At 40.7% G+C, this 26,658-nt stretch carries 23 protein-coding genes; 14 read left to right on the top strand and 9 right to left on the bottom strand.

What is annotated here, in order from left to right:
• The first annotated feature begins 69 nt into the window (after positions 1 to 69).
• The 4 genes from PSH50_RS04225 (at position 70) to PSH50_RS04210 (ending at position 5,547) form a co-directional block, all read left to right on the top strand.
• The gene (locus PSH50_RS04225; RefSeq protein WP_273609302.1) at positions 70 to 1,977 is read left to right on the top strand and encodes a DUF1800 family protein; all 1,908 of its coding nucleotides are present in this window, start codon (positions 70 to 72) and stop codon (positions 1,975 to 1,977) included.
• 9 nt (positions 1,978 to 1,986) lie between these two features.
• Complete coding sequence (locus PSH50_RS04220; RefSeq protein WP_273609301.1) at positions 1,987 to 3,327, top strand: DUF1501 domain-containing protein; 1,341 nt, start codon at positions 1,987 to 1,989, stop codon at positions 3,325 to 3,327.
• 256 nt (positions 3,328 to 3,583) lie between these two features.
• Entirely contained in the window at positions 3,584 to 4,297 is a 714-nt protein-coding gene (locus tag PSH50_RS04215; RefSeq protein WP_273609300.1) for a DUF1499 domain-containing protein, read from the top strand.
• 200 nt (positions 4,298 to 4,497) lie between these two features.
• Positions 4,498 to 5,547: an NAD(P)-dependent alcohol dehydrogenase gene (locus tag PSH50_RS04210; RefSeq protein WP_273609299.1), complete on the top strand. Its 1,050-nt coding sequence runs from the start codon at positions 4,498 to 4,500 to the stop codon at positions 5,545 to 5,547.
• A gap of 69 nt (positions 5,548 to 5,616) precedes the next feature.
• Here PSH50_RS04210 and PSH50_RS04205 read toward each other — a convergent pair whose 3' ends face one another.
• Positions 5,617 to 6,819, bottom strand: a complete 1,203-nt coding sequence (locus PSH50_RS04205) for an MFS transporter (RefSeq protein WP_004587418.1) — start codon at positions 6,817 to 6,819, stop codon at positions 5,617 to 5,619.
• Positions 6,820 to 7,188: 369 nt separating this feature from the next.
• Here PSH50_RS04205 and PSH50_RS04200 point away from each other — a divergent pair, with 369 nt between their 5' ends.
• Positions 7,189 to 8,490: a PAS domain-containing methyl-accepting chemotaxis protein gene (locus PSH50_RS04200; RefSeq protein ID WP_024034262.1), complete on the top strand. Its 1,302-nt coding sequence runs from the start codon at positions 7,189 to 7,191 to the stop codon at positions 8,488 to 8,490.
• Between the two features lie 98 nt (positions 8,491 to 8,588).
• Positions 8,589 to 10,718, top strand: a complete 2,130-nt coding sequence (locus PSH50_RS04195; protein WP_273609298.1) for a TonB-dependent siderophore receptor — start codon at positions 8,589 to 8,591, stop codon at positions 10,716 to 10,718.
• Between the two features lie 42 nt (positions 10,719 to 10,760).
• On the opposite strand, the gene PSH50_RS04190 is transcribed toward PSH50_RS04195, so the two are convergent.
• Positions 10,761 to 10,934, bottom strand: a complete 174-nt coding sequence (locus PSH50_RS04190; RefSeq protein ID WP_273609297.1) for a DUF2986 domain-containing protein — start codon at positions 10,932 to 10,934, stop codon at positions 10,761 to 10,763.
• A 215-nt stretch (positions 10,935 to 11,149) separates the two neighbouring features.
• Between PSH50_RS04190 and PSH50_RS04185 the strand changes: the two genes are divergently transcribed.
• Positions 11,150 to 12,637: a dipeptidase gene (locus tag PSH50_RS04185; RefSeq protein ID WP_273609296.1), complete on the top strand. Its 1,488-nt coding sequence runs from the start codon at positions 11,150 to 11,152 to the stop codon at positions 12,635 to 12,637.
• A gap of 74 nt (positions 12,638 to 12,711) precedes the next feature.
• On the opposite strand, the gene PSH50_RS04180 is transcribed toward PSH50_RS04185, so the two are convergent.
• Positions 12,712 to 13,497, bottom strand: a complete 786-nt coding sequence (locus PSH50_RS04180; protein WP_273609295.1) for a putative porin — start codon at positions 13,495 to 13,497, stop codon at positions 12,712 to 12,714.
• Positions 13,498 to 13,735: 238 nt separating this feature from the next.
• On the opposite strand from PSH50_RS04180, the gene PSH50_RS04175 reads away from it, so the two are divergent.
• Entirely contained in the window at positions 13,736 to 13,924 is a 189-nt protein-coding gene (locus PSH50_RS04175) for a 2TM domain-containing protein (protein WP_024034257.1), read from the top strand.
• Positions 13,925 to 13,982: 58 nt separating this feature from the next.
• Here the strand turns inward: PSH50_RS04175 and PSH50_RS04170 are convergent, their stop codons facing one another.
• The 3 genes from PSH50_RS04170 to PSH50_RS04160 all read right to left on the bottom strand — a co-directional run bounded on the left by PSH50_RS04170 (position 13,983) and on the right by PSH50_RS04160 (position 16,209).
• Entirely contained in the window at positions 13,983 to 14,420 is a 438-nt protein-coding gene (locus PSH50_RS04170; RefSeq protein ID WP_024034256.1) for an OsmC family protein, read from the bottom strand.
• Positions 14,421 to 14,567: 147 nt separating this feature from the next.
• Positions 14,568 to 14,705 (bottom strand): DUF2256 domain-containing protein, encoded by a 138-nt coding sequence (locus PSH50_RS04165; RefSeq protein WP_024034255.1) that lies wholly within the window; start codon positions 14,703 to 14,705, stop codon positions 14,568 to 14,570.
• 1 nt (position 14,706) lies between these two features.
• Complete coding sequence (locus PSH50_RS04160) at positions 14,707 to 16,209, bottom strand: cryptochrome/deoxyribodipyrimidine photo-lyase family protein (RefSeq protein WP_273609294.1); 1,503 nt, start codon at positions 16,207 to 16,209, stop codon at positions 14,707 to 14,709.
• A gap of 84 nt (positions 16,210 to 16,293) precedes the next feature.
• Here PSH50_RS04160 and PSH50_RS04155 point away from each other — a divergent pair, with 84 nt between their 5' ends.
• The 4 genes from PSH50_RS04155 (at position 16,294) to PSH50_RS04140 (ending at position 21,303) form a co-directional block, all read left to right on the top strand.
• A complete protein-coding gene (locus PSH50_RS04155; protein WP_273609293.1) occupies positions 16,294 to 16,902 on the top strand; it encodes a flavin reductase family protein in 609 nt (202 codons plus the stop codon).
• A 71-nt stretch (positions 16,903 to 16,973) separates the two neighbouring features.
• Complete coding sequence (locus tag PSH50_RS04150; protein WP_273609292.1) at positions 16,974 to 18,902, top strand: S9 family peptidase; 1,929 nt, start codon at positions 16,974 to 16,976, stop codon at positions 18,900 to 18,902.
• 262 nt (positions 18,903 to 19,164) lie between these two features.
• Complete coding sequence (locus tag PSH50_RS04145; protein WP_248443043.1) at positions 19,165 to 20,619, top strand: ATP-binding protein; 1,455 nt, start codon at positions 19,165 to 19,167, stop codon at positions 20,617 to 20,619.
• A gap of 9 nt (positions 20,620 to 20,628) precedes the next feature.
• Complete coding sequence (locus tag PSH50_RS04140; RefSeq protein WP_029773415.1) at positions 20,629 to 21,303, top strand: response regulator; 675 nt, start codon at positions 20,629 to 20,631, stop codon at positions 21,301 to 21,303.
• Between the two features lie 18 nt (positions 21,304 to 21,321).
• Here PSH50_RS04140 and PSH50_RS04135 read toward each other — a convergent pair whose 3' ends face one another.
• Entirely contained in the window at positions 21,322 to 22,176 is an 855-nt protein-coding gene (locus tag PSH50_RS04135; RefSeq protein WP_273609291.1) for a PA4780 family RIO1-like protein kinase, read from the bottom strand.
• 254 nt (positions 22,177 to 22,430) lie between these two features.
• On the opposite strand from PSH50_RS04135, the gene PSH50_RS04130 reads away from it, so the two are divergent.
• Together PSH50_RS04130 and PSH50_RS04125 are read left to right on the top strand one after the other, a co-directional pair.
• Positions 22,431 to 22,706 carry an EF-hand domain-containing protein gene (locus PSH50_RS04130; RefSeq protein ID WP_055252984.1) on the top strand — a complete coding sequence of 92 codons (276 nt, stop codon included), beginning with the start codon at positions 22,431 to 22,433 and terminating at the stop codon, positions 22,704 to 22,706.
• An 11-nt stretch (positions 22,707 to 22,717) separates the two neighbouring features.
• Positions 22,718 to 23,170: a hypothetical protein gene (locus PSH50_RS04125; protein ID WP_004587402.1), complete on the top strand. Its 453-nt coding sequence runs from the start codon at positions 22,718 to 22,720 to the stop codon at positions 23,168 to 23,170.
• A gap of 127 nt (positions 23,171 to 23,297) precedes the next feature.
• Here the strand turns inward: PSH50_RS04125 and PSH50_RS04120 are convergent, their stop codons facing one another.
• On the bottom strand, positions 23,298 to 24,599 hold the full coding sequence (locus PSH50_RS04120) for an MFS transporter (RefSeq protein ID WP_273609290.1): 1,302 nt from the start codon (positions 24,597 to 24,599) through the stop codon (positions 23,298 to 23,300).
• Between the two features lie 4 nt (positions 24,600 to 24,603).
• Complete coding sequence (locus PSH50_RS04115) at positions 24,604 to 26,544, bottom strand: bifunctional diguanylate cyclase/phosphodiesterase (protein WP_273609289.1); 1,941 nt, start codon at positions 26,542 to 26,544, stop codon at positions 24,604 to 24,606.
• Positions 26,545 to 26,658 lie beyond the last annotated feature (114 nt).

Here is a 26,658-nt window from a genome sequence, read left to right as displayed (position 1 = left end):
TGTTTCAATAATCGTATCAAACTCGGTACATACACGCGTACCTTCTTTAATTTACGATGACGATTTAACATGCATTACAAATCAGTTTTATTAGCAAGTTGTGCTTTATTGCTAAGCGCCTGTGGTGGCTCAGGCGGCGATGACCAGCTCACCGTCAATTCAAATAAAATTCCTACCTTGTCGGTTGCCGACATACCCAGCGAATTAACTAAAGGCCAAACCATTGAGCTAATTGCAACAGCAAGCGATGAAGACGGCACAATAAGCAGTGTGGTTTGGCAACAAACTGCGGGCACCACGTTATTGAATGAACCATTAGATGCGTTAAGTACCCGCCTTACTATACCCGCTGCGCAAAGTTATGAGCCTATAACGTATTCATTTAGCGTAACAGCCACCGATAATGAAGGGGCAACAAACACTCAAACCGTTACATTTGTAGCCAAAAACAGCATGGACATACACAGCGCCGCTAGGTTATTACACCAAGCTAGCATGGGCCCAACGCTTGCTGAAATAAACAGTGCTCAAGGTTTAAGTGAGCAACAATGGCTCGATAACCAAATAGCACTGCCAGTTAGCTACCATCGAAACTACTTGGTAAAACTTGAAGATGACGAAGACTTTAAATATATAAGCCGCATAGATGCATGGTGGAAAGCGGTGCTACAAAGTGACGATCAACTACGCCAACGCGTTGCATTTGCACTGAGTGAAATATTGGTTGTATCGGATGAAAATAGCGATTTGCGTGCACAACCAGAGGGCATGGTCACTTACTACGATTTATTACTTAAACATGCGTTTGGCAATTTTAGAGAGTTACTCGAAGAGGTAACGCTTTCGCCAATTATGGGCACGTACCTAAGCCATTTAGGGAACGAAAAAGCTGATGAGGCACTTAATATTCGCCCAGATGAAAATTACGCCCGTGAGGTTATGCAATTATTTACCATTGGCCTAGATGAGTTAAACCTTGATGGCACCGCTAAACTAGATGCAGACGGTAATAGCATAGCAACTTACGGGCAGGCTCAAATACAGGGGTTTGCGCGTGTATTTACAGGCTGGACATTTGCCGGCAGCGAAACCTTTAAACGCAAAAGCCGTGATTATATAAACCCTATGCAAGCTTACAGCGAATACCATTCGGATAAAGAAAAAGCTCTATTAAATAATGAGGTTATACCGCCAGGTTATGGGCCAGAGGAGTCGCTAAAAATAGCCCTCGATAATTTATTTAATCACGACAACGTAGCACCGTTTATTTCTAAGCATCTTATTCAGCGGTTAATTACCTCAAACCCTACTGCGCAATATGTAGAGCGCGTTGCACGTGTATTTAACAATAATGGAAGTGGTGTGCGAGGCGATTTAGCCGCAGTTGTTAAAGCTATTTATTTAGATGACGAAGCGCGCCATTTTGGCAGTGTACTTAGCTATCAAGGTAAAATTAAAGAACCACTTTTAAAAACCGTGCAGTTTTGGCGAAACCTTAATGCGAAGTCGCAGCAAGGTTATTATAAAACGTGGAACTTAGTCGATAGCTATGGGCAAGGCCCCATGCAGTCGGGCTCTGTATTTAACTTTTTTAGACCCGATTACCAAAGTGCGGCGTTACGCACGCAAGGTTTGGTAGCGCCTGAATTACAAATAGCCAACGATGCGACTTTAATAGGCACAATGAATGCCTTATTTGCAAGTTTGGTTTGGAGTACAGCCGAAGCGCATACCGAGTTAAACCCTGCAGGAATTTATGTTTATGTACAAAGCGATATGGATTACTTGGCGCAAAATGGCATTAGCGCACTAATAGAGCAATACAATACCCTGTATTTTGCCGGCAATATGAGCGCTGACACTACACAAGCTTTGCTTGATTTAGATGCCTACTTTGACGAGGATCAGTACCGTGTGAGGGTTTCGTACTTGTTATACATGATTGCTATTTCACCTGAATTTAACGTGCAGTATTAGGAGCGCATAATGAGCCTAAATAGAAGAGACTTTTTGTCATTATGTTTAAAAGGCGGGGTATCGGCAGCCGCTTTAACCAGTTTGCAGCTACAAGCACTCACGGGGGCAACTAATGCAACAGAACTCGGTGATTATAAAGCCCTAGTGTGTGTATTTTTATATGGCGGAAACGACTCACTTAATATGTTGCTACCCCTTGAGGGAGAGCAGCGTAGTTTATACGAGCAAAGCCGGCAAAACCTCGCAGTAGACAATCCGCTAGCGTTAAGTGTTTCTCAGCAGTTTGCAGGTGGCGTGGGTATTCATCCCTCACTAGCGCCTTTACAGAGCGTGTTTGAGTCGGATGATTTAGCCTTTGTTGGTGGCGTAGGCACGTTACTTACCCCTACCACATTAACAGATTACAAAAATAATGCGGTGCCTTTACCTAAGCATTTATTTTCGCATAACGATCAGCAAGCGTCATGGATGTACGGCCGAGAAAAAGCCTCTTTAAACAGTGGGTGGGGCGCACGTATGCTAGAGCGATTAGCTGTAGAGGATCAGTTTGCGGCAAATATCTCTCTCGATGGCACTAATTTATGGCAAACAGGCACAAATACCAGTGCCTTTGCGCTTAACAAAAGTGGCATAAGCACAATTAACGCCTTTGGTGGCTATCAGCCCCGCACTGAGCACGTTACTAACATAATGAACCGCTTGTTAGGCAATGCAAGCCATGTACTAGGGCGTGAATATGCGAATGGCTTAAATAGCGCAATTACCAACACGCAAACGATGAACAGTGCGCTTGAACAAGCCCCAGCGCTTACTACCACCTTTAGCGATACTAGCTTGAGTGAGCAATTAGCCGCAGTGGCCAAAGCTATTAGTGTGCAGTCGTCGTTAAGTACACAGCGCCAAGTATTTTTTGTCTCTATGGGGGGATTTGACACCCACGATGATCAGCTTACTGCGCACCCTGCATTATTAAATACGCTAGCTCAAGGGCTCAGCGAGTTTAACAGTGCCATGAAAGAGCTAAACATGAATGATAAAGTCACCACGTTTACTATGTCGGACTTTGGCCGCACGCTCACCTCAAACGGAGATGGCACCGACCATGGCTGGGCGGGTAATCAAATAGTAATGGGCGGCGCGGTAAAAGGCCGTTCTATTTATGGCCAGTTACTTACTCAGCAATTAGAGGGCGAATACGATACCGGAGGCGGGCGGTTAATTCCGCAAGTGGCTAACGAGCAATACTTTGCAACGTTAGCGCAGTGGTTTGGCGTGCCTGTTTCTGAGCTGGTTGATATTTTTCCTAATTTAAGTAACTTTAACAGCGCGACCTTAGACTTTTTTGTGTAATGATACTGACACGCCAGCCTAGGTACGTTAGTTTAAGGTTAAAGCGCCGCTGCTTGATAATAAAAATGCGTTATTTAGTTGTTTTAATTAGCTTATTTTAAGGTTTTTGAACAAAGCTTATTATTTAAAGCACTTAAGTATCACTATACAGTGGCGTGAGCTGTTAATTGTAATCTAAACCCAGTGCTTGGCAGTATAATGTACTGGTTTCAAATACTTAAAATTAAAGATCACACATGATAAAGGAATCATAATAATGAAAATTTTAGTGAGCTTAGTAAGTTTAATCGCTTTTTTACTCGTTTTACTGCCAGGGCCTTTATATAAGTATGGGTTTGTTGAACTAAGTACTGCGTTTGCAGGGTTTAGATTTGGTGTGTATGTGGGTGGCGCTGCATTAGTGCTGCTTGTTATACAGGTTATTTTTATGCGTAAAACGCTTAGCATGGGCAGCACTTTAATGGCATTGGTGTTTGCAGCCATCGCGATTGCAATGCCACTGAGCATGATGAGCAAGGCTAAAAGCGTACCCGCGATCCATGATATTTCGACCGATTTAATTAACCCGCCAAAATTTGTGGCAATTGTACCGCTGCGAGCGGATGCTAAAAACCCAGCTGAATACGCAGGAGAAGAAACAGCCACGCAGCAACGCAAAGCTTACCCTGAGCTAAAAACACTAAATTATGCACAATCAAAAACAGACTTATTGGCTGCTACCGAGCAAGCGGTTAAAAATTTAGGGTTTGAGCTTGTTAATGTTAATGCAGCTACGGGCATTGTAGAAGCAACGGATACCACCACATGGTTTGGTTTTAAAGACGATGTAGTTGTGCGTATCAATGACGAAGGCAGCCAGCGCTTTGTCGATATACGCAGTAAGTCACGGGTGGGGCGAAGCGATTTAGGAAAAAATGCTGAACGTATACATTCACTCATTGATGAGATAAATACGTTACTGGATAAGTAACCAACATTTAAGTTAAAAAAGCCCAACCTTGTTGGGCTTTTTTGGTCAGGGTGCATTCACTGCGCCGGCGTTAGTGTAAACCACATCAAAGTGCATACAGGTGTTTTTAGAGACAGCCCTTATGGGATTAGTTTTAAAATAAAGCACTTAAATAAGCGAAAAGGTAGACGACTTAAATTTTTACAGACTATGGAGTTGTTATGAAAACAGTAGGATATGCAGCAAAAAGCGAAGGTGCGCAACTAGGTGAATATACTTTTGAGCGCCGCGATTTACGCGATAACGATGTAGAAATTGAAATTTTATATTGTGGCGTATGCCACTCTGATTTACATGCAGTGCGCAATGACTGGGGAGGCAGCAGTTACCCGTTAGTCCCTGGGCACGAAATTGTAGGTAAAGTAAAAGCCATTGGTAGCGCTGTTAAAAACTATGAAAAAGGTGACACGGTAGCGGTAGGTTGCATGGTTGATTCATGCCAAAGCTGCAAACAGTGTGATAACGGCGAAGAGCAATTTTGCCAAGAAGGCATGGTAGGCACATACGCAGGTAAAGATAGAGTAACCGGCGAGATGACCCAAGGTGGCTATTCTAAACATATTGTTGTTCGTGAAGAATTTGTACTATCAGTCCCCGAAAGTCTAGAGCTTTCGCGCGTTGCCCCTTTATTATGTGCAGGTATCACTACTTACTCTCCATTACATAAGTGGGGCGTTACAAAAGGCAGCCGTGTTGCCGTTGTAGGGCTTGGTGGCTTAGGTCACATGGCTGTTAAAAATGCCGTAGCCATGGGCGCGAGTGTAACAGTGGTTGGGCGAAGTGAGTCTAAAAAAGATGACGCAGTAAAACTTGGCGCGCAGCATTATTTAGTGTCGACTGACGAAGATGCAATGAAAGCGTCGCAGTCGGCTTTTGATATTATTATTGACACCGTACCTGTTAAGCACGATTTGTCTATTTACACACCCTTATTAGACATAGATGGGACGCTAGTTATTGTTGGGCAAGTTGGCCCTGTAGAGGAGCTAAACACTGTGCCTCTTTTAATGGGTCGCCGCCGCATCGCAGGATCACTAATTGGTGGGATAGAAGAAACCCAGCAGATGCTAGATTTTTGTGGCAAAAATAACGTATTGCCAGAGTGCGAAATGATTAATATTGACCAAATAAACACCGCGTATGAGCGAATGGAAAAATCAGACGTACGCTATCGTTTTGTTATTGATATGGCGTCATTAGAGGCCCAGTAAGGTGGGTGATTAAATACCCTTGTTAAAGTAAAAGAGCGGCTAATTGTATTAGCCGCTCTTTTTATATGCTTAACACGTTTGTGCTGCGGGTTGTTGTTTATTAAGTTGCAAGTAGCTTAAAAACCACATTACTAAGCCGCCTAAAAACAACGCCGCTGCGACATAACCTGTTTGGTTAGGCGCTGCACCTTGTGCAATAACAGCCCCGCCAACCCAAGGGCCGATAGCATTTGCGGTGTTAAATGCGCATTGTACTAATGCACCAATCATTGCATGGCCCTCTGGGGCTACATCCATTAATAAAGATTGAATAAGCGTTGCCAAACCTACACTGCAACCAATAAAAAATATAACCGCATACAGCATCCAAATATTGTAACTTGCGCTAACGTAGGCAATTGCAAATACGATGGTGCACACCAGTGCAAGGCCTGTGGTTTTAATGGCAGATTTATCGGCCGCTTTACCTAATATGTAATTACCTAACGTACAACCAATACCAAACATCACCATAGCGATAGAAATAGTGTAAGGGGCTGTTTTAGTTACATCTAAAATTGTATCGGCAATGTAAGTGTAAATACAAAACACGCCGCCAAAGCCAATAATAACAATACCTAAAATAGACCACACCAGTTTATTTTTAAGTACGCCAAACTCGTTAAGTAAGTTAGATGGCTTAGCGTTATCAATATTTGGCACTACTTTGTATACAAATATAAACGCAATAAACGCTAAAACCGCAGCGCCACCTAAGCAATAACGCCAGCTTAGATTTTGCCCCACCAAGGTAACAATAGGCACGCCAACGATGGTCGCAATGGTTAAGCCCATAAATACTTTTGACATAAAGCTTGCGCGTTTACCCGAAGGGGCAATATCGGAGGCAAGCAAAATAGCGGCACCAAAGTAAGCGCCGTGAGGTAAGCCACTTAAAAAGCGAAAAATAACGAGCTGCTCTAATGAGGTTGCTAATGCACTCAAACCATTAGAAATACACATTAGGCTTAAAAAAATCAGCAAAGCTTTGCGTTTTCGCATATTGGCCGTTGTAAGCATTAATACCGGCGCGCCTACCACAACGCCAATAGCATAGGCGCTAATTGCATAGCCACTTTGCGAAGGGGTTGAGCCAAACGTTTCACTGATCAGCGGCAGCATAGGCATCATTGAAAATTCTGATAATCCTAAAATAAACGTACCTAGTGCTAACACTAATAAAATAGCAGCTTTATTTAACTGATTAGATGCCGACGCAACATCTGCACTCATAGAAGATCCTTTAACTTTGATTTTAAAAATAGTGAATAGCCACACATTAACTGTGTGGAGAGTAAACATATATTAGGTGTGGAGTGTGTCAGTGAGATGGCTATTTTAAGTTAAAAAGTGTACTGCGTCATGTATAAAAATAGTATTTTTGGCTTGTTTTACTTTTGTTAACAGGCAAAAAGTGCTACTTATTAAATTAATTTATAAAAAGTTTTTACAAAGCAGCTCACTAGCAAGTGTTTAATTGCTAGCAGAAAAACTAAAAAACACCTATATTTACAAAGTTGTTACATTTATTGCTAGCTTACATATTATTTTTATATTTGTTTGTTATTGTCATCCTATTATTATTCCCTAAAGGTTTAACACATGTTTGGTCTACGAAAAGATAACGCCAAAGTTGAAGAATTGGAACGTCAACTCAATGAAAGTAAATCAGTACTATCCGCTATTTATAACCATGTAGCGTATATTGAATTTACACCCGAGGGAAAAATTTTAGACGCTAATGATCTTTTTTTAGATACCGTAGGCTACAAAAGAGAAGAGGTAATAGGCAAGCACCACCGGATGTTTTGCGATTCAGACTACGCTAAGTCGAGTGAGTACAGCCAATTTTGGCAAGCGCTGCAAGGGGCAAACTCAACAAGCGGTACCTTTATGCGCTTTAACGCTAATGGCGAAAAGCTGTGGCTAGAGGCTACTTATTTCCCTGTTGAAGTAAACGGGGTGGTTACTAAGGTTATTAAAATAGCGTCGGATATTACAAAAAATTATGTACAGCGAAAATCTCAAGAAGCGCTCACCGAAGCGCTTGATAAGGCGCTGGCTACAATAGAATTTAACCCCGATGGCACTATAATTAAAGCAAATCATAACTTTTTATCTACGGTGGGTTATTCACTTGCAGAAATAGTTGGCAAGCATCACAAAATGTTTTGTACTGACTCTTTTTATCAAAATAACCCTCGGTTTTGGGAAGAGCTAAGCGATGGGCAGTTTAAGTCGGGTAAGTTTAAACGCATAACCTCTGATGGCTCGCAAATATGGCTAGAGGCAACTTATAACCCCATTTTAGATAATAAAGGCAAAGTGATAAAAATAGTGAAGTTTGCCTCTAATATTACCGATCGCATAAAAGACAACGAAGCCGTTAGTGAGGCCGCACAAATTGCGTATGAATCGGCGGTGTCGAGTGCGCAAACGGCTAAAACGGGCTCAGATATATTACACGATGCAATTGCAAACTCAGATGCAATTGTAAGCCAAGTACTTAAATCGGTTGATTTAATTAAAAACCTGAATGAGCAGTCAGCAGTTATCGGCTCTATTGTGTCGACCATAAGCAGTATTGCCGATCAAACTAATTTATTGGCGTTAAATGCAGCCATTGAAGCCGCCCGAGCGGGCGAGTACGGGCGAGGCTTTGCCGTGGTAGCCGATGAAGTTAGGCAGCTTGCAGCAAGCACCAGCAGTTCAACCAACGAAATTGCAACCGTAGTTAAAAACAACCAAGAGCTGACTAACGATATTTCAAAGCAAATCACCTCTGTCTCTGATTCCTCAGAGCAAGGCCGAGAGCTAATAGCGAAAGTCTCAGAAGTAATTCAAGAAATAGAACGCGGCGCAGATGCTGTTTCTGCTACAGTGTCAAAGCTTAACGCGAGTTAAGTGGCAGTAAGTTCTCAAAGTGCGACATTTTGTCGCGCTCTAAACTTGTAACTACATAATATAATTTATGCCATATATAACAGTGGCATAAATTATAAATGGCTCATATTCAACATATCCAACATTCTTATTTATTCTCTCCTTTAGCACTTTTATTAACTGGCCTTTTATCTCCTGCAGTATTTGCAGATGATAACACTTTAGAAATTATTGAAGTGCATGGGCAGGTACACAATAAGCACTTATCGCTTGGTTCGTCAGAGGCAATGCTTAGCAATTTAGGTGTTGATTTTTCGGCTGCGGGCGGGGTGTCTAACTTACCTATTTTAAATGGTTTAATGGGCGATAGAGTAAAAGTACTGGTTGATGGCGCAGAGGTTACTGCAGCGTGCGCTAATCAGATGAACCCGCCTCTTTCCTACGTATCAGCTAATCAAGTAACGGCTTACAATGTAGTTGCTGGTGTTTCGCCAGTGAGTGCTGGTGGCGATAACATTGCAGGTGTAATAAGCGTTAACTCAATTTCACCACAATACAGCGAAAGTAGTGAGCTAGCATGGCATTCAGGCTATGTCTCGGCTAAGTACAGCAGTGTTGATAGCGGCCGAAAGCTAGGTGTGGGAGCACGTTTAGCAAGCGATACTGTGAGCCTTAATTATCAAGGCTCGTTTAGTGATGCCAACAGCTACAAAGATGGAAAGGGTAATGTGGTACTTGATACATTATATCGGGCTCAAAACCACAGCCTAACTGGCGCGATACGTGACGATAAACAGCAAGTTGTGATAAAGCTTACGCATCAAAAAATACCGTATCAGGGTTTTGCTAACCAGTACATGGATATGACTGATAACACCAGTTATGGCGCTATTGCCCAATATAAGCGCAGTTTTGAAAACAGCGAGCTACAAGGACAAGTTAATTGGCATAGCGTTAAACACGAAATGGGTTTTTTTAGTAAAGAAAAAACCGGCATGATGCCCATGAAAACAGATGCAAAAGACATAAGCACACAGCTTAAATGGCGCCTTACACTTGATCAAAATAGCTCATTACTACTTGGACAAGAATATTATAATTACCGCATTGATGATTGGTGGCCGGCGATTGAAGGCTCAACGATGATGGGGCCAAATGATTATATAAATATTAATAACGGTAAGCGTGAGCGTATTGCCTTATTTGCAGAATATGAAAGCCAAATCAATAACAAGCTCTGGTTAAATACGGGTATAAGGGTTGAGCGTGTTAATACACAGGTTGATGAAGTACAAGCCTATAACGATGGCATGATGAATACGGGCAGTATGAGCACAATGACAACTGCCAATAATGCGCTAGCTGCCAATAACTTCAACAATGCTGATAGAGACAAAACCGACACCTTAGTTGATGTAAATGTATTAGCTAATTATCAATTTACACTTTATGACGAGCTACAATTAGGCCTGGCCCGTAAAAACCGAGCCCCTAATTTATATGAGCGCTACAGCTGGGGTGTAAGTAATATGGCAAGCACTATGATTGGCTGGTACGGCGACGCTAATGGTTATATTGGTAACCCAGAGCTTGATGTAGAAACCGCAAATACCATCAGTGCAACGTATTCAAAAACAGCAAAAAATGATGCGTGGCGGGTAAGTGCTAATGTGTGGTACACCGATATAACTGACTACATTGATGCAGATATTGTACGTAGTTTTAATAGTTATGGATTAGCAAATACAACACGTAACATTTTAAGCTTTACTAATGTTGACGCCACACTTTATGGCGCAAAGCTTGATATAAGTAAGGCACTTTATCAATCAACACAGTTTGGCGAATGGCAATTAAAAGCAAACATAACGAGCACTCGTGGTAAGCGCCGCGACACTAACCAACCGCTTTATCAAATTAAGCCGTTACATACAGCGCTCTCATTAAGCCAGCAAATAGGGATATTCGAAAATGCATTGTTGTGGCAATGGGTAGATACAAAATCACGCGTTGATGTTAACCGCTTAGAAAACCAAACCGTTAGTTACAGCTTAGTTAATATAAGCTCTAAAGCTTCTTTTGATGCGCTTACGCTGGGTATTGAGGTGGTAAACTTATTTGATACGTTTTACCAATTACCCCTAGGCGGGGTAAGTATTGCAGCGCTTAAGCAAGGTACCAGCACGGGGTTTACTCAATTAGCTGGGCAAGGGCGCTCATTTAATATAAGTGCCAGTTACGCATTTTAAACCCATATAAAGCGTTGAGAATATGCTGCTTGGCGCTTAAGTTTAATCTGTTGTTGGCGTAACTTGCTCGGCGTTGGTTGTTTGCTGCGCCTCTAAAGCTAGTTTTTCACGCTCTGCTTTTGATACATACGCCGGTTTATTACTTTTATGCAATTTAGCATTAGCACGTTTATCTTTTTTCTGAAATTTGGTGACGATTTTCTTGCGGCGGTTCATTAGTACTAATACTCTGATTAATTAAGGTCGCGCATTATACAACCAATGCAATGTAAGCCGCTATCTAAATTTAAAGCGCGATTGTTGTAACCCTGCCGCAAAGCGCTATTTAATACTATTGCTTGGCGGTATAATTTAGCTTTAATGCCAATTTAATTATTTAAGCGATTTATTATTGCGCATTGGTAGTAATGATTCATACAAAAGGATACGTTTTGAAAAAGTTAGCTTTGCTTTGCAGTGCTTTATTTGCTTTTAGCGCACATGCACAATTACATACAAATATTGATAGTGTTGCCGATTACGCTGTGAATACTTATCAACAATCACAAATTCACACGTTAACTAATTTAGTGGCTTTTCCTACGGTAAATAAAGAGTCGATACCCGCGCCACAAAATCCTGACTTTATTAATTTTAAATCAGTATTAAAAATGAAAGCTGCAGAGCTTGGGTTTGATTACCAAGACCTAGGCTACACCGTGCTTATAGGCATGGGAGATCAAAGCGAAAAGGTTACCGTTGTAACCCACGGAGACGTACAACCTGCCAATGCCAGTAAGTGGAAGCAAAGCCCATTTATTATTGATACCTCAGAGCCTGGCAAATTAGTCGGGCGCGGTACCGAAGACGATAAAGGCGCAATAGCCACCGCACTATACGCCATGAAAGCGATTAAAGATAAAGGCATAGAGCTTGATAACCGCATAGAGCTGATGATTTACCTAGCTGAGGAATCTGACTGGGGCCCGCTTACAGAATTTATGAAAACCTACGAGCAGCCAAAATACGCCGTAACCATTGATGCATCATACCCAGTTGTAGTAGCCGAGAAAGGCTGGAGCTTAATTGCTCCTACTTTTAATGCTACCTCAAAACAAACTGCTATGTATGTGAGTGATTTAGCGGGCGGCGCGTTTAAAAGCCAAATACCAGAAGATGCAAGCTTAGTGCTGCATAACGCAAGCGCTGCAGTTATTAACTCATTAAAAGCTAAAGCTAAAACACTTAGTGAAGTTGAGTTTAACTTTGAAGAGCAAGGTGAAGGCTTAAAAATAACTGTAAAAGGGGTGTCTGCGCACTCATCAGAGCCAGAGTCGGGCGTTAATGCTATTGCACACCTGAGCGAGCTATTTAAAGACGTCGCACTTGAAAATAATAGCGATGGGCAGCTTATAAAATTTGTAAATCAATTAATTGGTTTAGATATTCATGGTAAGCAATTTGGTAATATTGCCTACGAGCATGAATTCATGGGCCCAATGAGCGTAGCCCCTACCGTAATTGAACGCGATGGTAACGCACTAACGTTAGCCATTAACGCGCGCCGCCCAGTTGGTAAAGATGAAAACTTACTTAAAGCACAAATAAACAGCGCGATTAAGGAATGGGAAACTGCAAATAACGTAACGCTTACTAATGTCGAGACCATTATTGGTACACCTATGCTGTTAGATAACGCACCGCACGCACAAAAGCTGCTCGATATTTTTAAACATTTTACAGGTGACGAACAAGCTGACTTTGTATCAATAGGTGGCGGCACTAACGCAAAGCTATTTGATAATGCCGTCTCGTTTGGCCCTTCAATGCCAGGCAAACGTTATACCGGCCACTCAGAGCATGAATTTATTACGCTTGAGCAATTAGCGCTTAATTTACGTATGTATACCGCAATGATGATAGAGCTAGGTAATATGTAAGTTATAGCTGTTTTAATATAAAAGCCGCCTTATTTAGCTGAAGTGACTCCAGCAAGGCGGCTTTTTTGTATTTACTAAAACTGAGCTACAAAACTGAGATTGTATATATCGTAGTCATCGTTATCGGTGTAATTAGCTGTAAAATAGTAGTTATCGTTAATAAAGTATTTACCTTCAACAACTAAATCTGAGTCGTATAAACCACCGCCAACTGCAACATGCTTATTAAAGTAATAATTTGCCAACACATTAAAAATTGAATCATCGCCAGCATCGAGATAGTCAGCATTTATAGTAAAGTAGCGTTCATCGTAAAGGTGAGCAAAGTAACGTGATGATAAGTCCCACGACTCTATTTCATCATCCGTCTCAACAGTAAAACCAATGTAGTCGGTGTCATTAATTTGGTGATTATATTGCGCTTTAAATAAATAAACAGTGTCACCATATTCGTAATCTACCATACGTGCAGATACTTTTAGCGAATCAGCAAATAAGTAACCTATGCCAAGTGAGTAGGTATCAGTATCGCCAATATTAGGCAACTCTATGGTTGCAAAAGCATTACCGTAAAAGCCTTCTCCAAAAATCCCTTTTCTACTATAACCATCAGAATTAAAGTAATTTAAGCCTATATTACTATCTGTATCTAGGTAGCCATAATCATCCCATACTCCCGAGCTTTGTTGCTCTTCAAAGTAATAATGCGTAGATAATCCGTACACATTGTCGCTGTAATAGCGAGAATCAATTTTTGCGTAGTTAATTGTATTAAACCATTGCTTTGATGCTGATTGTTCAGCGTTTACTGATGCTGTACAGCTAAGTGCAAGCAAAGAGAGTGGTATTAAGCAGCGCATAAGTATCCTTTCTTATAATTAAATAGGTGTATCTAGAAAAGGTATTATATTAAATTCTCTTTAAAATACATTTAAATAATTGTAAGTAACTGTATGTTTGTATAAGTATTTGTAGAGATGCGCTTGAAGGGGCTGCTATAAATTTATGACTAATGTCATATTAACTAATGACAAATAACACCTCCAAAGCTTAAAAATTAAGGCAATAATAACCTTACATTTTAAGAGGAGAGCAAACATGAATACACCAGCATTTTTTGATAATTTAAAACGTTACTTTGTGGCTTTGGTATTTTTGACCGCGATAAACTTAATTACATCGCCAAATAATTTATGGGTAGTTTGGCCTGCTTTAGGGATGGGTATAGCACTGCTAAATGAGTTATTAAACTCAAATAACTCAAAAAGGGTTAGGGATGAGTGCTAAGCCAAGTAACAGGTTACCTGGCTTAACGCGTAAAACCGTAAGGTTTAAAAATTACGTTTTATGCGGTTGAGTCGAGCGTTGCGTTTAGGGAGATTTCTGTATTAAGTAGCTTTGAAATAGGGCAGCTTTTTTTAGTTTGCTCACACAATGCCTGAAATTGCTCGTTAGCAATATCATTAATACGTGCTTTTACTTCAAGCGCTATATGGGTGACTGCAAAGCCGTCATCAACCTCATCAAGGCTTACGGTGGCTTTAGTATCAATTTTATCGGCTTTAAAACCGGCATCGCCAAGTGCAAGTGAAAGCGCCATACTAAAGCAGGCACTGTGCGCAGCTCCCACTAATTCTTCTGGGTTAGAGCCTGGCTCGTCTTCAAAGCGAGTATTAAAACCAAATGGTTGTTTATCAAGTGCGCCGCTTTGTGTAGAAATACTGCCTTTACCTGTTTTAATATCGCCTGACCAGGTTGAGTTTGCCGTTTTTTTAATCGTCATCATCTTCTCCTTGCGTTGCATGTAAGCTTTTCAGGCTGAGTAAGTGCTATTTACATAAAACACCTAAATACAGCCTTAAAAGCCGAGTTATTCATACCATTGCAAAATAGACGCCAGCTCACGCATAGCATAAAGGATTAATACCTTTTACTTTTTATTACGTTTACAACGCTCTGAGCAGTAAATAACGTTATCCCAATCGCGCTGCCACTTTTTACGCCACGCAAAAGGCTTATTGCAAACAGGGCACATTTTTTGTGGTAAGTGACTTTTTTTATGTGCCATATTAATTACTTTTTGCGGTGTTTTTTTGTGTGCGAGTAAGCCCTACATGCTTTTTTAATATGTTAGGAATTGCACGTTTAACATCGGCGCGCTCGCGGTATTGCCATAAACGTTCGCGCGCTTGTTTGGAGGCTTGAGTTAAATCAAGCATTGGCTCGGGGTAGTCTTCACCAAGTTTAAAGTCGTTAAACAGCGCTTCCATTGGTGTTTGTTGCCAAGGCTCGTGTAAATATTCTATCGGTAGCTTTTCAAGTTCGGGGCACCATTTTTTAATAAAGGCGCCGGTTGGGTCTTGATCTTCAGACTGTTTAATCGGGTTGTAATGCCTAATGGTGTTAATACCCGTAACTGAGGCCTGCATTTGTATTTGTGGGTAATGAATGCCAGGTTCAAAGTCTAAAAAGTAATTTGCCAAAGGTAAGCTTGCCTGCTGCCAGCTTATATTTAAATGATGCGTAACGAAGCTAACCAACATAGCGCGCATTCTAAAATTAATATAGCCCGTGGTTTTTAAACAGCGCATACAGGCATCAATAATGGGTATACCCGTTTGGCCTTGTGCCCAGCGCTCAATATCGTGTTGTACGTTGTCATCGTTTCTATATGGGAACTGATGATACCCAGCATTGAGCGCTTTAAATTCCATCGTACTCTCACTTTCAAATTTTTGCATAAAATGGCAGTGCCAATGCAAACGCGATACAAATGCAGCAAGCGGGCGTTTCCAGCCTTTTTTGCTTGAGTGTTTTGCATGGTATGCATCAATAGCCATTTGGTACACCTGTTTAAGGCTAATATTACCCCACGCTAAATAAGGTGAAAGCCTAGAGCAATGAATACGGCTTAAGCTGGGGCTAGATATGCCTTTTTGATATCCCTTACCGCGCTCAGCAAAAAAGCTTTGCAATATTGTGTGCGCAGTTAAAGGCCCACCTACTTGAAAGTTTTCATCATTTTGCGTGTAGCTGTCGGGCAATTTAGGTGTTTGGTAGTTATTAAGTGTAATGGTTTTTATGTTTTTCCAATTAGGAATAGCAATAGGGGCCTGCATTGTTTGTTGCCAGCGTGCGTTCCAATCTTTACGGTTTTTTTTGCCGCGAATAACGGCGCCCGTTTGTGACTCAAGCCAGTTAACTTTGTTAGCTTTACACCATATAGCAACGGCTTTATCGCGCTCAAAAGTATTGTTTAAACCAATTTCTTGATGGCTAAATATGTTTGCTATTTGGTATGTTTGATTAAGCGTGTTTAACAGTGTCAGCATGTTTTGGTTAAAAAGATACAGTGTTGCTTTATAGCGAGTTAGCTGCTGATTTATTTCGCCTATTGATTGATAAACAAAACGCCAATGGCGCGCATTATAATGTGCATCCTCAAGCATTAGTGGCTCAAAGTTGTATAGCAGTAACGTGGGTAAATCATCACTAAATGCATTTTTAAGTGGTTGATGGTCGCTAAGGCGTAAATCGCGTTTAAACCACACTATGTTTATTTTTTTGCGCATATTTAAAAAAGTGGCTGCAGTTATGAAATACTGTACGCAATAAAGCGCTTTTACGATTTGCAGTACGACGTATAAAGGAAAATTATGTTTTTAGATTTAACGCAAAGCACGCAGCACAATGTTTACTCGTATTTAGTGGGGGGGATTAGCCCACGGCCTATTGCTTGGGTAAGCACACTTAGTAAGGAGGGGATTGCTAATATTGCCCCTTACTCTTTTTTTACAGTGGCCAGTTGTAACCCGCCAGTGCTGAGCGTGACCCAAGTAAACCCACGCGACAAAGCCAATAAAGACACGCTTTTAAACCTTCAAGCCACTAACAACTGCGTGGTTAATATTGTTAGTGAAGAGCTAGTAGAAAAAATGAATCAAAGCTGCGCTAATTATCCACATAATGTAAGTGAATTTGAGGCGGCAAATATTGAAACAATCGGCAGTACACACGTAACATCCCCAGGCGCCGCAGCGGCTAAAGTAAGATACGAGTGCACTTTAAGAGACGTTATTCAGATAAGCGACGAACCAGGTGGCGGCAAAGTTATGCTACTCAACGTGGTGGGGATTTATATTGACGATAACGTGTTAGTGAATGGCTATATAGACCCCACGCGATTAAACAGCGTAGGTAAAATGGGTGGAGACTACTTTAGCTCTACTAAAGATAAATTTGTACTAAAGCGGCCACAATTGTAAAATAACAGATTAACTTTATACACTTACTGTTAACTCATTAAGCGTTACTTATAAAAACAAAAGGATATTGAATGTCTAAACTTTACCTCACTTTAGTATTTGCCCTACTTAGTTTTAGCTGCCTATCAGCCTCTGATAAAAAGCTACCCATAGAAGCGTTTGCAGGCTTAAAAAGCATAAGCCAAGTTAAGCTCTCACCAGATGGAAATAACATTGCGTATGTTAGAAACCTTGATGGCGATTTAGTTTTAATGGTGCAAAGCCTTACAACAGGCAAGGGCAAGCCGATTATTAAATCGGATAACCACACTGTATTTTTTGACTGGTTTAGTTGGGCAAATAATGATGTGTTGTTATTGGGCGCACGATACATTAAATATCAATTTGGTGGGGTTAAGTATGCGTCTACATTAATGTATTCGTATAATCTAAGTGATGATAAAGGAATAAAACTGGCGTTTAGAGCAAACAACACGCGTGATGAAAAGCAGCCTCAGTTTTCTGACCGAATTATTAGCTTTTTACCGGAGCAAGAAAATAAAATACTCGTGCAGGGCGATTTTAAAATTGCCAATACCCCAGCTGTGTATGAACTTGACCTAACTACCTTACGCAAAAAACAAATACAACGTGCTCGTGCAGATGTAACCAGTTGGTTTGCTGATAGACAAGGCAAGGTTCGTATTGCTAAAAAAATGGATGAAACACAATTCACTTACGAGCTGTACAACGAGCAAAATGAGTCGTGGCAAACACTATTTAGCTACGAAGTATTTAGTGAGCAAAGCATTTCGATACTTGGCTTTGATAAAGACCCTAACTTTTTATACATCACTGCGTTACATGAAGGGCGTGATGCATTATTTAAGCTTAATCTAACAACTAACAAACGTGAGCTCATTTTTAGCGACGACAAGTATGATGTAGATGGCGATATTTTTTACTCCCGTAAAACTGGCGAAGTGGCAGGCTTTACGCATTCGCATTTAGAAGATGGTATTGCGTATTGGGATGAAGACTTAGACAAGCTACATCGCTCTTTACGAGCATCATTACCTAAAGATTCATTTGAAATGGATATTGTTAGCACCAGCGACGATCAGCAAAAATATGTACTGTATGTCAGCTCAGATAAAACATCAGGCGCCTACATGTTAGGTGACAGAAAGCGAGGTGATTTAACATTTTTTGCAGACGTTTACCCACACATTAACGAAAGCGTATACGCCGGTAAAGAACACATTAGCTATAAAGCACGTGACGGGCTTATTATAGAAGGCTACTTAACGCTGCCTGTTGGCTATGAGAAAGGCGATAAGTTACCCACTATTATATTTCCACATGGTGGGCCTATGGCGCGCGACTATGCAGGCTTTGACTATTGGACGGCGCTACTGGCATATAATGGTTATGCCGTGTTACAGCCTAACTTTCGTGGCTCAAGTGGTTATGGTTATGACTTTTTAATGCAGTCGATCCAAGGTTTTGGTTTAGCCATGCAAGATGACTTACAAGATGGAGCTAACTGGTTAATAGACCAAGGGTTTGCTCAGCCAGATAAAATTTGTATTGGTGGCGCAAGCTATGGTGGATATGCCGCCTTAATGGCTGTTATTAAACACCCTGAAACATTTAAATGTGCGGCAAGTTTTGCAGGGGTAACTGACCTTGAGCATATTGTGAGTAAAGCCCGACACTTTACAAATAAAGACATAGTACGAAAACAGTTTGGAACAAATAGCGATAAGTTAGAGGCCAATTCGCCGGTTAATTTTGCTAAATCAATTAACAAACCTGTTTTACTTGTGCATGGTAGCGACGACAGTGTTGTCCCTATTTACCATAGTCGAGAAATGGAAGATGAATTAGATGACGAAGATAAAGATGTTACTTACATTGAGCTAGAAGATGGCGACCATTACTTGTCTTATCAGCCGCATAGAATTAAAACGTTACAAGCGTTTCTCGATTTTTTTGATAAGCATTTAAAAAACGATTAATAGCAAAGGCGACTTAGGTCGCCTTTTTTGAGCGTAATTTTTTATATAATGCACATTGTTTGCACTTTTACTTGTTAACGTTATACGTTGTTATTAAAGGCGCTATTTATAAGTCGCTATAATAGAACACGCAATTAATACAATTGGTATTACAGGCTATTCTTGAAAGTGCTTAGAGCTTTTAATAATACGTTTTAGCAGTAAAAAAATACGCAATAAATAACAGCTCAAATGCTTTTAGAGTCAGGTTTATAAAAAATAAATGAAAATTCATAACAAACTTTTTTTAATATTATTTAGCTTCACCTTTAGCATTATTGCGGGGCTAGTTGTGCTTATTCAGTACAGTATTGGCCAAGGTATTATTGATTTTGTAAACGCCAAAGAAGTAAAAGCATTAGAGCCATTAGCAGTACAGCTGGCTAATAAATACGCGCAAACTCCTTCGTGGGATAAAATTATAGGTAACGATCAGCGCTTTTTAAGGTTGGTTGAATCGCAATTGCAATCAAGCCAGTTTTTACCTAGTTTACGCGATATGCCACAGCGCCCAGAAATTCGCGGTGAACGCAGACCCAGACCCCCACAGCATATGGCGCAACGAGATCGTCGCCCACCGCCCGAGCATGCCGCGCACTATGCACTACTGGATGAAAACCAGCAGCGTATTTTTGGTAAATTATTTGAGGATTTAAAGTACATTAAAACGCCCATAGAGCTTGAAGGTAAAACAATTGCTTACCTTGCTGTTTCAAAAAGAAAAAGCCTAGCAGATGGGTACGAGCTGGATTTTTTAAAGCAACAAACTAACTATTTATGGCTTATTGCGTTAACCGCAGGGCTACTTACCTTAATGTTGTCTTTTTTACTGGCAAGGCATTTAGTTGGCCCTGTAAAGCAAATTGCCAGTGGTATGCATAAGCTAACCAAAGGGCAGTACAGCACCAAACTTTTATTAGATAGAAAAGACGAGCTGGGCCAGCTTAGTGAAGATTTTAATACCTTGGCCTTTACGCTCGCTAAAGATGAGCAAGTACGTAAACGCTGGTTAGCTAATATTTCTCATGAACTAAGAACGCCCATGAGCATTTTACTCGGTGAGCTCGAAGCTATGTTGCTTGGGATACGTGAACCAAATAATAAAAATATTAGTTCTGCTAACGATGAAGCGCTGCATTTAAAGCGCTTGATTGACGACCTACACATGTTAAACAGCGCCGAGCTAGGCGGCATGCATTACACCATGCAACCTACCGACGTAGGCTTTTTACTTAACTCCATAGAGCAAAAGTATCACGTTATTTTTGAGCAGCACGCTATTAATTTTTACCTTCTTAATAGTGCTAACAACACCACAGTAAACGCAGATAAAACACGTATACTGCAATTACTAGATAATATATTAATGAATGCGGTGCATTACGCCCAGTGCTCAACTATTTCTTTAAGTGCCAATAACGTAAATATTAAAGGCCAAGCCTATTTAGAGCTTATAATAGAGGACAACGGGATAGGCGTTGAGCAAACGCATTTATCGCACTTGTTTGAATATTTATACCGTGTAGACAGCTCTCGCAATCGCCAAGAGGGAGGCTCTGGTTTAGGTTTGTCTATTTGTCAGCATATTGTTAAAGGTCATAATGGCGAAATATCAGCCGAAAAAGCCAGTATTGGCGGGCTTGGCATTGTTATTAAATTACCCTTATTAGTTCAGTAGAGGATAAGTATGAGTGAGCAAATACTCATTGTTGAAGATGAAATAAAACTTGCCAATTTAATGAGCGACTTTTTAACAAGTCATCATTATCAAACGCACCTTATTCATCATGGTGATGAAGTACTTAGCTGGCTTGAAAGTAATAAGCCAAGTGTTATTTTATTAGATATTATGTTGCCAGGGCAAAGCGGTATAGAGCTGTGCAAAGCGATAAGAAAGTTCTCTAATGTGCCCATTATTATGGTTTCGGCAAAGGTGGAGGAGATTGACCGGTTACTCGGACTTGAACTGGGCGCCGATGACTACATTTGCAAACCGTTTAGTTATGCTGAGCTGGTGGCGCGAGTTAAAGCAATTTTAAGACGTGTTAATACCACAAAAGAGCCGGTAAATAATGCCATGACACTGGATGAAAGTACTTACAGTGTAAACTATAAAAATAGCAGTATAGAACTAACTAATTTTGAATTTCAGCTATTTAAGCCTTTGTATTCAAACCCTAACAGAATCTATTCACGCGATAGCTTAATGGACACCATGTACGCAGACCAACGTATAGTTAGCCACCGCACTATAGACAGCCACATAAAAAAGTTACGTAAAAAGCTTGATGAAGTAACGCAAACCGACAGCGTTATTCAGTCGGTTTACGGTGTGGGCTATCGGTTTGTTCACCCTCAATAGCTAAACGTGAGCGCAGTTTTACTCATCGTCAGCGTTTTTAATACGCTCTAAACGGTCGAACTCTTCGTATTCGGCCGCTTGTATTTCATCGAGTACCGCATCTACATCTGCAGATTCATTACTGTCTTCAAATTCTCCGCTGAGCACAGTGTTTGGCGTTAAGCTAGCCTCTTCAAACAGTGCCCACATTTCTTTAGCGTAATGGGTGTTTAATAGGCTAGGTGCAAACTGCGCATAATAACGGCGTATGTTGTTTACATCGCGCGTAAACATTGCTTGCGCACTGTTATTGGCTGCGGCGTTTACAGCTTGTGGAAGGTCAATAATTACAGGCCCTTTACTATCAACAAGTACGTTAAATTCTGATAAGTCACCGTGGATAATACCAGCGCACAGCATTAATTTAATATAATGAACCATCATACTGTACTGCTCAATAGCGTCTTGCGGTGTAAGGGTCACATGCCCTAACTGTGGAGCAACATCACCGTCTTCATCGCACACAAGCTCCATTAACAACACGCCATCAATACAGTAATAAGTATCAGGAACTCTGACGCCAGCACGTGATAAACGTGAAAGCGCGTCTACTTCTGCATTTTGCCAAATTTCCTCTTCTAGTTGCCGCCCATAACTAGAGCGTTTACCCATGGCGCGGGCTTGGCGTCCGCCTCTTACTTTTCGGCCTTCTTGATACTGAGCTGCCTTTTTAAAGCTGCGTTTAACGGCATCTTTGTAGACTTTAGCACAGCGAATTTCGCCACCGCTGCGCACCACAAATACATCCGCTTCTTTACCGCTCATTAATCGGCTTATCACTTCATCAATTAGGCCATCATCAACGAGTGGCTGGAGGCGTTTAGGTATTTTCACTGCGATACAACTAGAAAAATTGGAAGATTAAACATGTATGTTAATAAGTCCTTAGTATGTTAGCTCTCAAAACAGGTGTTGAAAGTGGTTTTAAGTAATTAGTTATCACAATAACCGAAATACCGAATAAGGTAAAAATAACATGATAAAAATCGGATTTATTTTTATTTCCTTATTGTTTGCACAATGTTTGCATTTTTTAAGCGTACTTTATATTCATACCCTTTATTAATATTTAACCCAAGGTGACCACGATGAAGCATTTTTCTACTTTTGCCGTTGCTGCATTATTATCAATGGCTTTTTCAGCCAATGTTGCAGCCAGAGGCGGTGATAACCCACCACCTAAACCTGACTTTTCAAGCATAGATGCAGATGGTGACGGTGTGATTAGCCTTGCAGAATTTAGCGAAAGTGCGCCACCGCAAGGCGATGCGCAAACTATTTTTGACGAAATAGATGCCGATGGGAATGGCGAAATTAGCGAACAAGAATTAAGTGAACACAAGCCACCACGCCGCTCACGTTAAGGGAGAAAAATATGATCAACAGTATTGGTAGTTCAGCGAGTTTTATGACTCAACAATCTAGCCAAGTAAGCGCTTTAACTTCAGAGCAAACTGAGTTTGTTAAAGAAACACTTGCAGAATTTGATGCACAAAACCTAAGCACGGAAGATGCGCAAAGTATTCAAGCTGCATTTGAAGAGCAGGGGATCTCACCTACAAAAGAGTTAGCTGATTTAATGAGCGAACTTGATTTTGACGCTAAAAGTATTGGCGATGCAGGACGCCCTGAAGGGCAGCGCCCGCCACCGCCGCCGCAAAACTCTCTAGAATCTGTTGATACTGACGAAGTGGTTAGCTACTTAGATGAGTTATTAACTGAGTATTCAAGCCAGCTATCTGATGAAGATAAAGAATCAATTCTTTCATCGGTACAAGAAAAATTTGGCTTAAGTGAAGGTGATTCACTGCTAAATGTAACTGCTTAGGTGTTATAACTTGAGGTAAAGCTGACTGTTTATCCTTAGGTCTTAAGTCCAAAGCCCGGCAATTATTTTGTTGGGCTTTTTTTTATACCAATTCGCTTAATTGATTACGTATTATTGCGCATTGGTATTACTCTGCTTGAGGCAAAAAAATCGCGCTAATAGCACCTAACAAACCGAGCAGGCTATACAACAAAATAAGCTGTGCGGTTGATAAAAATGCTTCTAAAAGCCCTATACTGCCTAACATTAAAAGCAAAATGCCAATTACAGTATTACTAACCGACACGTAATCAGTGCGTTTATTGCCTTGTGCCATATCTACTAAATAGGTTTTACGCCCGAGCCGTACGCCTTGATGAGCAATGCAAAGCAAAAAATAAAAACCAGGTATTACCCAAGCATATTCAAACAGCTGGCTATACCATGTGGCTATTACAAACACGCTCACCCCGTTTATGGTGACAAGTAACGCACTGATCACAAGCACCTTTTGGCTAGAAAAATCGCTGAGTCTTCCCCATATTGGCCCAGAAATTAAACTTGCTAAGCCAGACACGGCTAAAAATACTGCCAATAATGAAAATTCAAACTGCTGAGAGCTTGCTAAAATAATATAAAAAGGCGCGCTTAGGGCTGAGCAAAGTAAAAAGGCGCGGGTAATTACAAAATGTGCAAATTGTTTATCTTGATAAAGCAGCTTTAATTTACTTAGCGCATTTAAAAAGCCATTTTTACCGCCTTGTGTCGCGCCTTTGTATTCGTTTATGCGGCTATAAAAAAGTGCAGCCACAACCCACAAAACAGCGCCTAAACACAGCGCAATTAATACCGTATTTTGCTCTTTTTGCCCCGAAAAAAACCACATCATTAAACCAAAAGTGAGTGTTGCAAAGCCAGCAATACTTGCCGCTAGGCCACTAATATTGCCCCGCTTTTTTTTAGGAATAACTTTACCTAATACATCTTTAGCGGCAATAGAATTAAACCCGCGGGCGAGGCTAAAGAGCACCAGCAGAGCTAAAATTGCATAGCCAGCCTGAGCGCCTTCTAACACAAATGAAACACCAACCATAGCGCCAATACATACCGATTGGGCAAATGCACCGCAAACCCATACCCACTTTCTTACAGAGAGTTTACGGATAATATTGGCTATCGCTAATTGTGGTAATAAAGAGCCCGATTCTCTTATAGGCACGAGCCACGCTATAAACGCGCTTGGCACGTTTAAGCTTTGCATTAACCAAGGCAGAGTTATTTTAGGGTTGAGGAGGGCATCGGCAAACTTACTAAAAAGCTGGCTTGTTAATAAAAGAATAAAGTTACCGGCCACTTCTTTGCAGTCATCTTCGTTTATGTCTTTACAAGCGCGTGCGTCTTCATCGTTGTTAAGGCGTTTATAGACTTGCTCTTTAGTGAGTTTTTTCATACTGCTAGCTACACAATTTGTTTTGCTCTTTGAGGTACGAATCTACAAAGTGTTGTTCCATAGGTTTAGAAAAGTAATAACCTTGTAGGTGAGACACACCAATTTCTTTTAGCATGTTGGCTTGCTCTAGAGTTTCTACACCTTCAGCGACTACTATAAAATCTAGTGTTGAGGCCATTTGCACAATAGCATGAATTATACTTAAGCCTCGCTTATCCATGTTTTGAATGAAGCTTTTATCTATTTTTACTATGTCTACACCAATATCTAACATGCTCGACAAGGATGAGTACCCAGTACCAAAGTCGTCAATAGAAATACAAAACCCTTGTTTTTGCAGCTCTTTTACTGCTGCTAAAAAGGTGAGCTTATCCTCAGCAAACACAGATTCAGTGATTTCAAGGTGCAGGTTTTCTGGCTTTACGCCGTATTGATCAACGATATTTACAACCTTAGTGACAAAATCAGGGTCTTGAAGTTGTATTACAGATACATTAACGCTCACAGCAATAGGGGGTTGTACGTTTTTAAACGTGCAAGCTTGCACACACGCTTGCTCAATAACCCATAAGCCAAGTTCGGTTATGAGGTTGTATTGTTCGGCAATGGCAATAAATTCATCAGGAAATATCGCTTCGCCATTTAATTGCCAGCGTAAAAGTGACTCAAACGAGGTCACCTTCGCTGTTTGGCTATCCACAATAGGCTGAAACACTAACCGCAAGCCGTTGTCTTTTATTGCACTTGCTAAGCGTTTACTGAGCAATTGTTCGCGTTCTTGTTGGCGCTTTAAGTCATTGTTGTAAATATTTACGCAGCCTTTGGCAATACGTTTTTGATGGTACATGGCTAAATCTGCTGAACGAATTAACGCGCTTAAATCGCCCTCATGCTCAGGAAATAACGCTATGCCAATAGTGGCAGATACCCAGCTTTGGTATTTATATCGTTCATGCTCGGCACGAATGCTTTTAATAACCTTTTTGGCAAAATCAAATAAGTCTTGTTCATCCTCATAGGTTGTTAAAATTAAAAATTCATCTCCGCCCCAGCGGCATTTGTATAAGTGGCGGGTGCAAACGTTAGTGAGTCGCTCGGCTATTTCTTTAAGTACTTGGTCGCCAACTTTATGACCCATAGAGTCATTAATTTGCTTAAAGCCATCTAGGTCTACAAACAGTAAAGCGAGTTTTTCCTCGGGGTGATCTGCCAGTTGTTTATTTGCCACTTTTAAAAAAGCGGTGCGGTTTAACAAGCTTGTTAGCGGGTCAGTATTTGATAAACGGTAAATTTCTTCTGTGCGTGTTTCTACTTTGCTTTCCATTTCGTTAAGTAGTTCGCGGTTTTGATTTCGTAATTTTATGGCTGTTTGGGTAAATGTGGCCGACTTATAAGAAGAGGCGACCATAATTGCCGAAAAAGTAATGCCCAAAAAGCCTAATACATAGTGGTAATAGTCATCAGATAAGGTTAGTACTATAGAGTAAGGCATTAATAAAATAATGCTGTAACACACCGAGGTAAAGCGACTACCCGAGAGCAAATTGGCTGAGCCACCAGCAAATGCCGACAAAATAGCTATTGTGGTGGTAATTTCAACGGTGGATGAGCTTTTATGAAACCACAGTGCGTAACATGACCACGAAATCGCGGTTGCTATACAGCCCACCGAAAAGCGTTTTAAAAAGCTATTTGCATTAAAAGGCTGGTTAACTTCTTTGGTGTAGTTAAAGTAAATAACATCCATTAGCCTTGCTGCCAAAACAACCAGCATAAAAAAAAGCCAAATTATTTTTTCTTGATTTGTTCTTTCATCCGTTAGGTCAAATGCAAATACAAGTACAAAGCTAACTAACGCCGAAACACCAATGCCAGATAAAGCATTAGAATATAAAAGTTTTACGGCTTCTCTGCGTTCATCACTATTTAAATTTTTATATTGCACTCATTAAAGCCTTATGAAAAGTAATGCGGGTAAAGCAGGTTAGATTTTATAAAAACACAATAATAAATATAGTTTAATGACAGGGAAAATGCAGATTTTAAATAAAAAAATGCC

This window comes from Pseudoalteromonas sp. Angola-7 (assembly GCF_028599255.1).
Taxonomy (GTDB): domain Bacteria; phylum Pseudomonadota; class Gammaproteobacteria; order Enterobacterales; family Alteromonadaceae; genus Pseudoalteromonas; species Pseudoalteromonas atlantica.
This window is presented reverse-complemented; position numbering and strand designations above follow the sequence as displayed.

Excerpts from the sequence above, each read along its gene's own strand:
- PSH50_RS04175 (WP_024034257.1), top strand. The coding sequence starts at position 13,736 with ATGAATACACCAGCATTTTTTGATAATTTAAAACGTTACTTTGTGGCT.
- PSH50_RS04210 (WP_273609299.1), top strand. The coding sequence starts at position 4,498 with ATGAAAACAGTAGGATATGCAGCAAAAAGCGAAGGTGCGCAACTAGGT.
- PSH50_RS04165 (WP_024034255.1), bottom strand. The coding sequence starts at position 14,705 with ATGGCACATAAAAAAAGTCACTTACCACAAAAAATGTGCCCTGTTTGC.
- PSH50_RS04190 (WP_273609297.1), bottom strand. The coding sequence starts at position 10,934 with ATGAACCGCCGCAAGAAAATCGTCACCAAATTTCAGAAAAAAGATAAA.
- PSH50_RS04150 (WP_273609292.1), top strand. The coding sequence starts at position 16,974 with ATGTCTAAACTTTACCTCACTTTAGTATTTGCCCTACTTAGTTTTAGC.
- PSH50_RS04160 (WP_273609294.1), bottom strand. The coding sequence starts at position 16,209 with ATGCGCAAAAAAATAAACATAGTGTGGTTTAAACGCGATTTACGCCTT.
- PSH50_RS04180 (WP_273609295.1), bottom strand. The coding sequence starts at position 13,497 with ATGCGCTGCTTAATACCACTCTCTTTGCTTGCACTTAGCTGTACAGCA.
- PSH50_RS04195 (WP_273609298.1), top strand. The coding sequence starts at position 8,589 with ATGGCTCATATTCAACATATCCAACATTCTTATTTATTCTCTCCTTTA.
- PSH50_RS04140 (WP_029773415.1), top strand. The coding sequence starts at position 20,629 with ATGAGTGAGCAAATACTCATTGTTGAAGATGAAATAAAACTTGCCAAT.
- PSH50_RS04145 (WP_248443043.1), top strand. The coding sequence starts at position 19,165 with ATGAAAATTCATAACAAACTTTTTTTAATATTATTTAGCTTCACCTTT.
- PSH50_RS04125 (WP_004587402.1), top strand. The coding sequence starts at position 22,718 with ATGATCAACAGTATTGGTAGTTCAGCGAGTTTTATGACTCAACAATCT.
- PSH50_RS04120 (WP_273609290.1), bottom strand. The coding sequence starts at position 24,599 with ATGAAAAAACTCACTAAAGAGCAAGTCTATAAACGCCTTAACAACGAT.
- PSH50_RS04225 (WP_273609302.1), top strand. The coding sequence starts at position 70 with ATGCATTACAAATCAGTTTTATTAGCAAGTTGTGCTTTATTGCTAAGC.
- PSH50_RS04200 (WP_024034262.1), top strand. The coding sequence starts at position 7,189 with ATGTTTGGTCTACGAAAAGATAACGCCAAAGTTGAAGAATTGGAACGT.
- PSH50_RS04215 (WP_273609300.1), top strand. The coding sequence starts at position 3,584 with ATGAAAATTTTAGTGAGCTTAGTAAGTTTAATCGCTTTTTTACTCGTT.
- PSH50_RS04220 (WP_273609301.1), top strand. The coding sequence starts at position 1,987 with ATGAGCCTAAATAGAAGAGACTTTTTGTCATTATGTTTAAAAGGCGGG.
- PSH50_RS04205 (WP_004587418.1), bottom strand. The coding sequence starts at position 6,819 with ATGAGTGCAGATGTTGCGTCGGCATCTAATCAGTTAAATAAAGCTGCT.
- PSH50_RS04155 (WP_273609293.1), top strand. The coding sequence starts at position 16,294 with ATGTTTTTAGATTTAACGCAAAGCACGCAGCACAATGTTTACTCGTAT.
- PSH50_RS04130 (WP_055252984.1), top strand. The coding sequence starts at position 22,431 with ATGAAGCATTTTTCTACTTTTGCCGTTGCTGCATTATTATCAATGGCT.
- PSH50_RS04170 (WP_024034256.1), bottom strand. The coding sequence starts at position 14,420 with ATGACGATTAAAAAAACGGCAAACTCAACCTGGTCAGGCGATATTAAA.